This is a genomic window from Ulvibacterium sp., assembly GCF_028285715.1.
In the GTDB taxonomy this organism is placed as follows: Bacteria; Bacteroidota; Bacteroidia; order Flavobacteriales; family Flavobacteriaceae; genus Ulvibacterium.
Genome location: NZ_JANQOO010000012.1, coordinates 31050 through 43796 on the forward strand (window position 1 = coordinate 31050; position 12747 = coordinate 43796).

The window sequence follows — 12747 nt, forward strand, 5'->3', positions numbered from 1 at the left end:
ATGAGATTTAATCTAAAAGACAAAACAGCAATAGTTACTGGAGGCGGCAGTGGTATTGGCCGTGCCATTTCCTCGACTTTGGCCGCACAGGGTGCTGAAGTACATATTTTTGAATTGAATGAAAGCAAGGCTGGCGAAACAGTGGCCGAGATTAAAAGGAATGGAGGTAGAGCACAGGCGCATCATTGTAATATTGCCCATCAGGCCGAAGTAAAAAATGAAGTGGATCAAATTGCAGCCAAAGGTCATGTAGATATGCTGATCAACAATGCGGGTATTGCACATATTGGTGATGTGGAAAACACCACTGAAGCGGATTTCGACAAAATTTACAGCGTAAACATAAAGGGGGTCTATAACTGTATCCATTGTGTCATTCCCCATATGAAAGCCACTGGTGGTGTTATTTTGAACATGGCTTCTGTGGCCGCAACGGTTGGTATCAATGACCGATTTGCCTATTCGGCCTCCAAGGGAGCTGTTTTGACTATGACGTACTCCTTGGCCAAGGATTATCTTGAATATAACATACGTTGCAATAGTGTTTCACCGGGCCGTGTACATACCCCTTTTGTGGACGGCTATCTAAAGGCAAATTTTCCGGGAAAGGAAGAGGAGATGTTTGAGAAATTGTCAAAGACCCAACCCATCGGTAGAATGGCGAATCCACAGGAAGTGGCGCATTTGGTACTATATCTTTGTTCCGACGAAGCCTCATTTATCACGGGAACCGACTTTCCCATTGATGGTGGATTTATACGATTGAACGGAAACTAAAAACCTAAATAATCAAGGACATATGAAATTAATTCGATTTGGCGCGATAGGAAGTGAAAAGCCCGGAGTGCAATTGGAAAACGGCGATCGGTTGGATGTCTCAAACTTTGGACAGGACTACGACGAACAATTTTTTGGAGGGGATGGTATCACTAGATTGAAGGATTGGCTCAATGAAAATGTTGATTCCTGCCCAAAAGTAGATAATTCCATACGCTTGGGAGCACCACTTTGCCGACCTTCAAAAATAATCTGCATCGGTCTAAATTATGCTAAGCATGCCCAGGAAGCAGGGATGGAAATCCCCAAGGAACCCGTGCTATTCTTTAAGGCCACTTCGGCAATGGTGGGCCCCAATGACAACGTAATTATTCCCAAGGGGAGCACTAAAACGGATTGGGAGGTAGAATTGGCCATAGTTATCGGCAAAAAAGCATCCTATGTTTCCGAATCGGAGGCTATGGATCATGTGGCGGGTTATGTGCTACACAATGATTATAGTGAACGGGAATACCAGATTGAACGAAGTGGACAATGGGTCAAGGGAAAGAGCTGTGATACCTTTGCACCCATAGGACCATTTATTGCCACTCCGGATGAAATTGAAGACCCCCATAATCTGGATTTATGGTTAAAGGTCAATGGGGAAACGCTCCAAAATAGCAATACCTCGGATTTTGTATTCGACATCCCTACCTCCATAAGTTATATCAGCCAATTTATGACCCTCTTGCCCGGGGATGTCATTTCCACGGGAACGCCCTTCGGAGTGGGATTGGGCTTTGACCCACCGCGCTATTTAAAACCGGGTGATGTCGTAGAGCTCGGTATTGATGGTCTGGGAAGTTCCCAACAAGTGGCTAAGGCCTATGGTTAAATCTTTGGGATTTATTTTTTCCTACAGTTGATGTGCTTTTAATTTTCCATATTGAAGGGAAAATAGTGTCGGTCCCATTATCGGTTAATAAACAAAAGTTTATTGTAAAATGATACATTGACCATTTTCTTTTAAAATTGGTTCAACATTTTTCAATTATATATAAATGAATAGCATCTCTTTTAAAAGACAGGGCACAATAGTACTTTTCAATACGCCCAGTTTTAGGGTTTTTCGGTATATCGCAATTTCATGGGTTATGTCCCTGGGAATCTCTTTTTCCGTATCGGGACAGGAGGATTATGCATATAAGCGGATATACCTGTCCGGTAAAGATGCCTCGAAGACCGTGGATTGGGATTTTAAGGTCACCGATGGGGCCAAAAGTGGTGTCTGGTCCAAACTTCCAGTACCTTCCAACTGGGAATTGCATGGATTTGGCACTTATAATTATGGCCATGATCACAGAAATGAGAATAGAAAATTAGGCAAGGAGCACGGATTGTACCGGCATAGCTTTCAAGTACCGGCCCAATGGAAGGGAAAGATCATCAACATTGTTTTTGACGGTTCCATGACGGATACCAAAGTCACCATTAACAACAAGTCGGCCGGAGAAATGCACCAAGGATCATTCTATAGGTTCAAATATGATATATCGAAACTATTGAAATACGGGCAGGAGAATGTTTTGGAAGTGGATGTGGCCAAACATTCGGCCAACGAGTCTGTAAACAGCGCAGAACGTCAAGCCGACTTTTGGATTTTTGGAGGGATTTTCCGCCCGGTGTTTTTGGAGGTCTTGCCTGATCGTCATTTTACAAGAACGGCCATTGATGCAAAACATACGGGTGAATTCAATGCGCTCGTGACCATCAACAGACCAATATCCAAAGGATCGGCAAGAGTAACGCTGTTTTCCTCGGAAGGGAATCGCGTTGGGGAGATTCTATCAAAACCCTTTGCAAGGCGGAAAAGTGAGCTGAAGCTATCGGGAAGTTTTAATACTATTACGTCCTGGAATCCTGAATCACCCCACTTGTACAACGCTCTTTTTGAACTGTTGGAAAATGGTAAGACGGTTTATCAAAAAAGGGAGCGCTTCGGTTTTCGATCGGTTGAACTCCGGGAGAATGATGGGATTTATGTGAATGAAAAAAGAGTTGTTTTTAAAGGGGTAAACCGGCATTCCTTTTGGCCGGAAACCGGACGGGCGTTAAGCGGGGAAAATCATTTGGAGGATATTCGACTGATGAAGGAAATGAACATGAACGCCGTTCGGATGTCGCACTACGGCCCGGATGAACGTTTTCTTGAACTTTGTGACTCCCTAGGACTTTTTGTACTTGATGAACTTACCGGTTGGCAGGACGCTTACGATACGGTTGTCGGACCCAAATTGATCAAGGAGTTGCTATTGAAGGATGAAAATCACCCTAGTGTGGTCGTTTGGGATCATGGGAATGAGGGAGGATGGGATTTTGCCAACGAAAAATGGTTCCATAGCTATGACATCCAAAAACGTCCAGTAATCTACCCTTGGCTCAAGCGGAATGGGATGGACACCCGGCATTATCCTACGTATGATTATGGAATAAATCGTTTGGCCCGTGGCAATGAACCCTTTATGCCTACCGAATTCCTACATGGCCTTTATGATGGGGGACATGGTGCAGGCTTGGATGATTTTTGGAAGAACTATTCGGCCCACCCCATGTTTTCGGGCGGTTTTCTCTGGGTGTTTTCGGATGAGGCGGTAGTAAGGAGGGATAGGGGCAATACACTGGATAGTGATGGCAACCACGCCCCGGATGGAATCGTTGGTCCTTATCGGGAAAAGGAAGGTAGCTTTTACACGATAAAGGAAATATGGTCCCCCGTTCAGATAGGTTCACGGACCATTACGTCCAATTTTGATGGAAAACTGGCACTGACCAATACCTATCTGTATACCAATTTAGATCAATGTACTTTTTCATGGGAAATCCGGTCCGTTCCCGATTTTGATAAAACTTTGGTCCTAGCTTCGGGCAAAACTAAGGGGCCCAATGTCGCCCCCGGGGAAACGAGGTACTTGCAGCTTGAAATCCCCAAGACTATTAAGCAAGGAGCTATTTTTTCAATGACGGCGACGGATAACAAAGGCATGGAAATATATACTTGGAACTGGCACATAAAACAACCGGACCAAGTGGCAGGAGAATTCCTTCAGCAGGTAGAACCGAACTTGGAAAAAAGGGAAATTGAAGTTGTGGAAAAGGGGAATGACCTTAAGGTAAATTTAAATGAATTGGGTTTTGTCTTCGACAAAGAAAATGGCCATTTGGAGAAGGTATCCTTTCAGGAAAAACCGATTTCCTTTGGCGGCGGACCACTCCCGGTGGGCATCGAATCCCATATAAAGGATGTACAATGGGGGATGGATAAAGATGGAAGTTTTATTTTGGAAACCCGGTATAATACCTATCCAGAAAAAGTACAATGGAAATTGCTGCCGACCGGCTTGTTAAAATTGGAAGTAAGCCCACTGCATTTTTCTGGGGATGGTTTGGATTTTATCGGTATTTCCTTTAATTATCCCGAGAAAAAGGTAAAAGGGGTCAAATGGATGGGCCAAGGACCATACCGCGTTTGGAAAAATAGGGCCAAGGGTGCCGAAATAGGGGTTTGGGAAAAGGAATACAACAATACCATTACCGGGGCCAGTTTTGACAATCTGGTCTACCCAGAATTTAAGGGATACCATGGCAATTTGTTTTGGGCCGAATTAAGAACAGAGGAACTTCCGATTCGGATTATTACGGAAACACCCGGTCTTTTCTTACGGTTGTATACGCCTGCCGATGCCGAACATATTGCCGGAGGCGTGGCCCCTCCCTTTCCAGAGGGGGATATTTCATTCCTCTATGAGATTCCTCCGATTGGCACAAAGTTTAAACAAGCGGATAAATTGGGGCCTTCATCACAGAAGGGCACCATTGCATATCATAAGGGAGACCAAAGTGACCCTATTATACTTTGGTTCGATTTTGGGAGTAAATTGCCCTAGGACTATCAGGTTATTTCAGGGATAGGTGGTATCTTACAGCAGATATCAACTTGACGAATAGAACGTAGGTTCGAATTATCAATGGACTGCATTCTACATAGTTTTTGGCATTATATATCTATTATTAGAGAATGAAAAATATCATTAGGGCTGTATTGGCCGGTTGGGGCGCAAAAAAACTTGGAGGGGGAAAATGCGGTTGTATCGGGTTTTTGGTACTGTTTATTATTCTGTATTGGCTTTTGGGCCATGTTTTATAAAGATGAATCCACCTTTGCTAAAAAGCAATCCTAAGAATCCCTAGGATTCAAGTATCGGAAATTCCAGTAATCAGTTTCGGGGGTGCCCAAACAAAAAATCAATAGTAGAACACTACACAAATGGAAAAGTTAAAACTATACGTACTATTTATCTTATGCGGAACTTTGGCAATGGGATGTAATTCTATGAGAGAAAAGAAAAAGGAAAAAGAAAGGGTGGATATGAAGGAGGAAATTTCCAAGGAGGTGGAGGATACCAATCCGTCCCTTGACATGGGGCATAACAGTAAAAGTACACTGGATTGGCAAGGCACCTATCAGGGAACTATCCCTTGTGCGGATTGTGAGGGCATAAAAACCTCAATAACCTTGTTTGAAAGTGGAAAATATACGCGGACGCTTACCTATTTGGGAAAACAAGATAGAGGGATTACGGATAATGGCGATTTTACATGGAACGATACCGGTGCCATAGTTACCCTCACGGCAAATAATGGTTCCGAACAAGCTTACCAAGTAGGGGAAGACGTGCTTTTTCATCTGGATAGGCAAGGCCATAGAATAAGTGGAAACCTTGCCGAAAACTATCAACTGCTTAAAAATGCTACTGACCTGGATTTAGAGGATAAAAAATGGGTATTAATAGAATTAATGGGCGAGGCGGTTACTTTTGCAGAGGGTAGTAAAGAGGCAACTATCACCTTCCATAGCCAGTTGGCCCGCGTTACGGGAAACAACGGTTGCAATGTTTTTACGGCGGCCTATGAACTGAAACCTCATGACCGTATTGCGTTGGGACATATCGCCGCTACTTTAATGGCCTGCCAGAACATGGAACTTGCCACTACATTTAATGAAGTATTGGAAAAAGTAGATAATTATACCCTTGCCGATGGGGTATTATCCCTAAACAAGGCCAGAATGGCGCCAATGGCACGTTTTCAGCTTGTAGAAACGGAATAGCCTCATAAAAAACAAAAGCGAGCTATGTTTTTAGCTCGCCCCGTTTTCAATTTTTTGTCGATTTATGCGTGATCGCGACAGGATTCGAACCTGTGACCGTCTGCTTAGAAGCGTCTTTAAAGACAATTCTTCAAAACAGTAAGTGTGTCGTAAATGACTAATTTGTAGATACTTATATTAATTTTAGCGTCAAATGACATGGTTTAACATCAGCCATTTGTTTGCAAATTGTTTGCAAATTTTTTTACTACCTTGAAGAATATGAGAACATATTTGACGCTTTTATTAGATACTCGAAGGGCCAAAAAAGATGGTTCCTTCCCTGTCATTTTCCGGCTTACTCACTTGCGAAAAACAACTTCTATTTCGACTGGGTATTCAATATTAGAAAAATATTGGGACTCTCAAAAATGTGCGATAAAAAAGACCTACACCAAAGTCGAATCAATAGCAAGGTTAAATACTTTACTTCTCAAAGAGGAAGCAAGGGCAAATGATATTATCAACAAACTTTATGATAGTGAAAAACTCAACTATTTATCCATTACCCAAGTAAAGAATAGAATAACCTAAAATAGTACATATGTTTCCTTTTATAAGTTTGGAGAGTCCCTAGCGGAAGACCTTAGAATCGCTCATAGATATGGGACTGCCAGAAATTATGCCGGTATTATCTCTGTCTTGAGAACATTTACCAAGGGAAGAGATTTAAAGTTCAATGAATTGAACTATGATTTCATAAAAAAATTTGAGCGTTATCATTTAGCAAAGGGCAACGGTTATAATAGTCTTTCTACTTATTTAAGAGCCATCAAAGCCATTTACAATAAAGGAATCAAGGCGGGCTTAATAGAACGGGAAGCTTATCCCTTTACCTACTATACAATTAGACAAGTTCCTACGGAAAAGCGAGCCCTATCAATTGAGAATATCAGAAAAATAATGGATTTGAAACTTCCCAAGGATATGGTTCTCTTTCGGTACCGTAATTACTTCATGTGTTCATTTCTACTGTATGGTATGAACTTTACGGATATGGCCCACCTAAAACTCGGTAACATCGTAAATGGACGAATCAAGTTCAGGAGAAGGAAAACAGGTAAATTGTATGATATTAAAATAACGGATCAGCTTGCGGAAATACTCGAAATCTACCTTGGCGGAAAATCAAAAGAAGATTACATTTTTCCTGTAATTAAAAGAGATAATCTTGCTTTACAAGAACGCGAAATCTCATGGGAACGTAAACGCTACAATAGAGGTTTGAAAATCATTGGAGAAATGTGTGGTATTGAGCAGAAATTGACAACATACGTTTCAAGACATAGTTTTGCCACCCAAGCTATGCTTAACGACGTGCCTTTGCATGCTATTTCTGCTATGCTTGGACATAGCAAACTAAATACGACCCAAATTTATTTGAAGTCTTTGCCTACGAACATCTTAGATAACTATAATAAGCAATTGGTAGCAGCAATCTAAAATATACATTTTAAGTTTTCCGCACTTTTATTTAGAATTCATCAAGCCAGAATTTTAATAAGCTGAATACCACATTAAATCTTCTGAAACAGCTGTTTAAGAGACTTCAGTTCTTATGGGATTCGCTTCACTAAAATTTATACTTTTATTACACATATAGTGTGCATATGATTAATGATCATAAACATTTGTTGTGTAGCATAAACCAAAGAAATGTATGAAATTAGAGACCATAATGATTTTAAAAGTTCTTTAAAGCTTTTACGCATACCACATTCAGAGGTTAACAATAACTTTTATGTGTACAAGATTGAAGAAGTAAAAGAAAAAGATAAATCAGTTCATACTCCTTTCTTCAGGCAAAATTACATGGATGTATCCCTGTTTTTATCGGCTGGCTTTGATTTCAAATATGCACACTTAGACTTTCCCATATCCAACAAAACCTTACAAATATGTGCACCGAGACAAGCACAACAAATATCCGTTGATCATAAGGTCATTGGGATAATGTCGGGTTACACACTTTATTTTAAACAAGAATTCCTAGAGTTCAATTTCGAACATAAGAAATTCTTAAAAGAGTTTCCATTTTTTGCATATAATAGTCTAAATAATGTGTTTGAACTATCTACACAAGAAACATTGTATTTAAAAGATCTTTATGACAGGTTGCTTTACGAACAGAACAGTGGTTGCTATAATTACCATCAAAATGTAGCATATGGCTATATCATTGCCTTGCTATACAAGATTAAGTCTCTTTGGGAAAAACAATTATCCCAAAGGGAAGTTATTCCCATTTCGTCTGAGACACAGCTTGTAACTTCTTTCGATAATTTGATAACTACGCACTTAGGCACGTTGTATAAGGTTAGGGATTTTGCAGAAATGCTTCATGTGAGCCAGAAACACTTATCCGATGTTCTGAAGAGACAAACAGGTAAAACCGCCAAACAATTGATTGATGAGGTAGTAACTTTAGAGGCTAAAACACTATTGAAAAGAACTAAACACTCTGTAGCAGAGGTTGCCTACCGTCTTGGTTTTGAGGATAGTTCACATTTCACTAAGTTTTTCCAACGTATAACTGGGTATTCTCCTTCGAATTATAGGCAACTTCCGTAGTTTTTACAAGCATTCCCGAAATTTCTACAACTACAAATAATAGAATCAAGCAATATTTGTGATTGAAATATCCGATGATCACAAAATCTTATTGCTATGAATAAATTAATGCTTTTCATGTTTTTTGGATTGGGTGTTTCTTGTATTCAACCAAATAAAAAAGGATACTCACAGTCTGAATAAGAAAATAAGAAAGAAATGAACACGAAAATGGTTAGTAAAAACAGTATTACAATGCAGAAAGTAATGTTTCAAAGTAAAGGTTTAGACCTTGTTGGAAACTTATATGTACCTGCAAATTATGAAGAAAGAAAACAGTATCCTGCTATTCCAATTTTAGGTCCAATGACATATGTTAAAGAGCAAGCACCTACTGAATATGCCAAAAGATTCGCTGAAAGAGGATATGTAGCATTGGCATTTGATCCGCGTTTTCGAGGAGAAAGTGACGGTTTACCAAGAGAATTAGAAGATCCTATTGCAAAAGTAGAAGATGCTAAAGCTGCTGCACGTTTTCTTGCCTCGCTTTCTGTTGTAAATGATGAGCAAATTGTTGGATTTGCAGTATGTCAGGGAAGTTCTGAAATGTTAAGAGCGGTATCAGAAGATGACATCTTTAAGGGATTAGTTACTGTTGCAGGACATTATCGTGACCGAAAGGGTGATATTCAATGGATGGGAACTGAAGAGGCATTAGAAGAAAGAATTGCCGAAGGAAAAATAGCAATAAACACGTTCAACCAAACTGGAGAAGTTATTAATGTCCCAGCAGTTGATGAGAAAAGAATGGATGTAGGTATGCCAGGAAAATTTGTATGGGATTGGTATCATGTATGGTCTGATAATGGAATTTGGGTGAATAATTATCCAAAAATGAGTGACGCACTACTTTTTGAATATGAATCTTTGACCGCTGCTCAAAAATTAGATAAACCATATCTAATGATTCATAGTGATAATTGTTTTTTGCCAAATGCAGCTAAAAGACAGTTTGAAGCAGTACCCACAACAAAGAAGAAACTACAATGGGAAGGTGCAACAGGGCACCTTCAATATTATGATGATCCTGAAGTTTTAGACAGGACAGCAAATCAAGCCATTAAATGGTATAATTCCATATTTGACATTCTTATAGAATCATTGAGATAAGTTAAAGAAGGAGTACTAAGAAGTTTAAGGCGTATGACTAATGACAATCGGAAAATCTTATCGCTTTTAATGAATTAATGATTTTTCATATTCTTTGGATTGCTTGTTTCTTGTGTTCAGTCAGTTAAAAAAAAGACGCTAACAATCTGATTCAGAAAAGAGAGAAGAAATGAATACGAAAGCAAATAGTAAAAACAGAAACTACAAAAATTGCAAAGAACCTTTCCTTGGGCAACCTGAGCTACTCACCCGATAGGGCGTATTGCCATAGCCAAAGAAGTAGCTGATTTGGCTGTTTTTCTTTGTTCAAATAGATCTGGTTTTAGCACAGGTCAAGCTCTGGGCATGGATGGAGGATGTATTACTCATTAATAAATATGAATCTTATGAAAGAATTCGAAAACAAAGTAGCACTCATAACCGGAGCCACTACAGGCATGGGTCAGGCCACGGCATTTGCACTGGCAAAAAAAGGAGTAAGGATTGTAGTGGCAGCAAGAAGGGAAAAAGAAGGAAATGAAACCATCGAAAAAATCCAAGACCTGGGTTCAGATGGATTGTTTGTAAAAACCGATATCACCAAAGAGTAGGAGGCCAAGGCCATGGTGGAAAGAACGATGGAACAATTTGGTAGTTTGGACATGGTATTTAACAATGCGGGATCTGGAGTTAATGTGCCCATCACACAATTAGAGCGGGCAGCATGGGATTGGGACATTGCTGTTAATCTTACGGGAACGTATCTGGGAATGAAGTATGAAATTCCCGCTATGTTGAGATCCGGAGGGGGTGCCATTGTAAACATGAGCTCTCCAGCCTCTATGGCAACTCCTGGCTATGGGGCCTATGCTGCCGCCAAGGCAGGTGTAGAAGCACTGACAAGGGTAGCTGCGGTTGAAAATGCCACAAAAGGAATTCGCGTAAACAGTGTGGCTCCTGGGGTAATCCTTACCGATATCCTGAAAACCGTACCCGAAAAAGTCCTTAAAAATGTAAAAGCTCGAATTCCAATGGCCCGACCAGGTGAAATTGATGAAATCGCTAATACCGTGGTATTTCTATTATCTCCGGAGGCAAGCTTCATTACCGGCAAAACTCTATTGGTGGATGGTGGGTACACTTCGGGAATCACTTTGGGATAAAATGATTTTTCACATGATAAGTTTTATGATAACCCAGAAATTTTGGACAGAACTACAAATCAAACCATTTAGAGGTATAATTCAATATTCAAATGAAACATTCCGGATTTGACAAAATGCTCGTAATAAAAAAATAAATGTGGTGAAAAAAGGTGTTATTCTATTCGCAACATTGATGTTATTTACCGTGATGAAAGCTCAAGAAACCTTAAAATTTAAAGTGATAGGAGGATATCAATTCGCCGAAGGGTATTCTATTCAGAATGATGAACCATTGGTTTTCGCACAAGCGGGACAACTAACAGGATCTTGGCATTGGGAATTCGAAAATGGAAAAAAAGGGAATACACATATTAATGGGGCTACTGCGAATCGAGTTCTGTTCAATGGAGAGCATGAACTATTTGGAACCATGAAAATTAACATGTATGAGTTTGGAAGTTCTGCACCATTGACCGACCTGTTATTCCTATCCTATAAAGCTCAAAAATTTGAGGTTGATGGAAGTCAAGTGACCATAAAAGTATTGGGAGAATTCATCGGGGGAACCGGAAAATACCAAAATGCGAGAGGTTGGTTGACTGCGACTTCCATTAATGGTTTTTTTGAAGATGGAAAAGGCGAAATAATTCTAGGGGAAGTTCAAGAAATAACCGAAGAACAAGTGCTAAAATGGACGAAGGAATATTTTAACGCAACACAAAGTGGAAATGCTATTACTTGGGCGAGTACTTTTGCCGAGAATGCCTACATCAACGATCCGTATGGAAGCCCTGCACCCAATGGAAGAGGAGAAATAGTTCAAATTGGAGAGGACTTTATGTCGTCCTTTAAGTCTGCTGGACTTTATCCCGAATACATATATGTGAATGGACTTGTGGCCACTTCCAAATGGATTGGAAAGGGAATCACTAAAGATGGGAAAGAGGCTACTTTTGAAGGAATAAATATTACTACCTATAATGAGATGGGTAAAATTGTGAGTCATATAGGATATTGGAATCCAGGAAAAATGGAAATCAATTAAAGTTAATCAAAGCATTGGGCTAAGCATAGTAATAAATATGACCTTTAAATGATGACGGTTTAGTATTTACATAACTGCCATTTCTTATTATGCATAATCCAACTACTTTAGTCATATTAATTCAGTTTTTGGAGTTCAATACTCCAGAGTTTATCCGCTCCATGTTCCTTGACGTTCCCCTCCGTCAACATCAATTATTGAGGCAGTAGTTGCCCTATTGGTTATTACTGCAACGATCATTTTGGCAATATCTTCCGCTTGCCCCTTATGTTCGACCAATTGTCGGTCGGGCCGTAGACCTATACCTCCAGGGGAAATGGCATTCACTCGAATAGGTGCTATATCGATTGCAGCTTGCTTTACAAGTGAATTTATGCTTCCATGAAGGGTGCCCCAAACACCATATCCTTTTAAAGGCGTTTTTGCACTACTTCCTGAAATTAAGGTCACCGAACCATTTCTATTCAAGAATTCAGGAGCAAAGTGAAGAACATTGTAGCTCGTCCAAAAACGCTCAAAAGCCTGTTTTGCATCCAGCTCCTCTGTTTGGGCAATTCCCGAAGCATTGGCCCTGACGGAAATGGTCACCACAATATGTTTCAGGCCAGACAGACTGAAAAAAAGATTTCTTAAATCTGGAGTATTCTTGGCATCGATGACCCTAAATTCACAATCGTTTCCGAGTTCTTTTGCCTGCGTTTTTAATCTATTTTCATTTCCCCCAGATATAATTACATGAAAACCTTCCTTAATCAATTGTTGAGCGGTAGCTAACCCCATTCCAGCGGAGCCTCCTATTATCAATACTTTTTCTTTCATATTAAATGCCGATTTGTGATAAGGATTTTCGAATAAGGTGAGGCTTTGCCAAAATCCAAAAAAGGATTCATTTT

Annotated in this window: 11 protein-coding genes and 2 pseudogenes; 12 read left to right on the forward strand and 1 reads right to left on the reverse strand. The window is 40.0% G+C overall.

What is annotated here, in order from left to right; all coding sequences use genetic code 11:
• From Q0993_RS05645 to Q0993_RS05695, 12 genes and pseudogenes are all read left to right on the forward strand, one after another.
• Positions 1-777 carry an SDR family NAD(P)-dependent oxidoreductase gene (locus tag Q0993_RS05645; RefSeq protein ID WP_299530580.1) on the forward strand — a complete coding sequence of 259 codons (777 nt, stop codon included), beginning with the start codon at positions 1-3 and terminating at the stop codon, positions 775-777.
• Between the two features lie 22 nt (positions 778-799).
• Positions 800-1654, forward strand: a complete 855-nt coding sequence (locus Q0993_RS05650) for a fumarylacetoacetate hydrolase family protein (RefSeq protein ID WP_299530582.1) — start codon at positions 800-802, stop codon at positions 1652-1654.
• 166 nt (positions 1655-1820) lie between these two features.
• Entirely contained in the window at positions 1821-4703 is a 2883-nt protein-coding gene (locus tag Q0993_RS05655) for a glycoside hydrolase family 2 TIM barrel-domain containing protein (RefSeq protein WP_299530585.1), read from the forward strand.
• 446 nt (positions 4704-5149) lie between these two features.
• The gene (locus Q0993_RS05660; protein ID WP_299530588.1) at positions 5150-5926 is read left to right on the forward strand and encodes a copper resistance protein NlpE N-terminal domain-containing protein; all 777 of its coding nucleotides are present in this window, start codon (positions 5150-5152) and stop codon (positions 5924-5926) included.
• 261 nt (positions 5927-6187) lie between these two features.
• Positions 6188-6499: an Arm DNA-binding domain-containing protein gene (locus Q0993_RS05665; RefSeq protein ID WP_299530590.1), complete on the forward strand. Its 312-nt coding sequence runs from the start codon at positions 6188-6190 to the stop codon at positions 6497-6499.
• Positions 6500-6526: 27 nt separating this feature from the next.
• Positions 6527-6790: pseudogene (locus Q0993_RS05670) on the forward strand (phage integrase SAM-like domain-containing protein); the annotation flags it as partial.
• Positions 6776-7408: a site-specific integrase gene (locus tag Q0993_RS05675; RefSeq protein ID WP_367279582.1), complete on the forward strand. Its 633-nt coding sequence runs from the start codon at positions 6776-6778 to the stop codon at positions 7406-7408. The pseudogene Q0993_RS05670 and the gene Q0993_RS05675, both read left to right, overlap by 15 nt.
• Before the next feature lie 213 nt (positions 7409-7621).
• Entirely contained in the window at positions 7622-8536 is a 915-nt protein-coding gene (locus Q0993_RS05680) for an AraC family transcriptional regulator (RefSeq protein WP_299530593.1), read from the forward strand.
• Between the two features lie 234 nt (positions 8537-8770).
• Positions 8771-9685, forward strand: coding sequence for an alpha/beta hydrolase (locus tag Q0993_RS05685; RefSeq protein WP_299530596.1), 915 nt, complete (start codon positions 8771-8773; stop codon positions 9683-9685).
• A gap of 252 nt (positions 9686-9937) precedes the next feature.
• The gene (locus Q0993_RS21865) at positions 9938-10057 is read left to right on the forward strand and encodes an SDR family oxidoreductase (RefSeq protein WP_367279583.1); all 120 of its coding nucleotides are present in this window, start codon (positions 9938-9940) and stop codon (positions 10055-10057) included.
• Between the two features lie 14 nt (positions 10058-10071).
• A pseudogene (locus Q0993_RS05690) lies at positions 10072-10827 on the forward strand (SDR family oxidoreductase).
• Positions 10828-10969: 142 nt separating this feature from the next.
• Positions 10970-11854, forward strand: a complete 885-nt coding sequence (locus tag Q0993_RS05695) for a nuclear transport factor 2 family protein (protein ID WP_299530599.1) — start codon at positions 10970-10972, stop codon at positions 11852-11854.
• Positions 11855-12004: 150 nt separating this feature from the next.
• Here the strand turns inward: Q0993_RS05695 and Q0993_RS05700 are convergent, their stop codons facing one another.
• Positions 12005-12673 carry an SDR family oxidoreductase gene (locus Q0993_RS05700; RefSeq protein ID WP_299530602.1) on the reverse strand — a complete coding sequence of 223 codons (669 nt, stop codon included), beginning with the start codon at positions 12671-12673 and terminating at the stop codon, positions 12005-12007.
• Between the last annotated feature and the right edge of the window lie 74 nt (positions 12674-12747).

Bases quoted from the DNA above. Each gene is read 5' to 3' on its own strand.
- Q0993_RS05680 (WP_299530593.1), top strand. From the start codon at position 7,622: ATGTATGAAATTAGAGACCATAATGATTTTAAAAGTTCTTTAAAGCTT.
- Q0993_RS05655 (WP_299530585.1), top strand. From the start codon at position 1,821: ATGAATAGCATCTCTTTTAAAAGACAGGGCACAATAGTACTTTTCAAT.
- Q0993_RS05650 (WP_299530582.1), top strand. From the start codon at position 800: ATGAAATTAATTCGATTTGGCGCGATAGGAAGTGAAAAGCCCGGAGTG.
- Q0993_RS05700 (WP_299530602.1), bottom strand. From the start codon at position 12,673: ATGAAAGAAAAAGTATTGATAATAGGAGGCTCCGCTGGAATGGGGTTA.
- Q0993_RS05645 (WP_299530580.1), top strand. From the start codon at position 1: ATGAGATTTAATCTAAAAGACAAAACAGCAATAGTTACTGGAGGCGGC.
- Q0993_RS05685 (WP_299530596.1), top strand. From the start codon at position 8,771: ATGCAGAAAGTAATGTTTCAAAGTAAAGGTTTAGACCTTGTTGGAAAC.
- Q0993_RS05665 (WP_299530590.1), top strand. From the start codon at position 6,188: ATGAGAACATATTTGACGCTTTTATTAGATACTCGAAGGGCCAAAAAA.
- Q0993_RS05660 (WP_299530588.1), top strand. From the start codon at position 5,150: ATGAGAGAAAAGAAAAAGGAAAAAGAAAGGGTGGATATGAAGGAGGAA.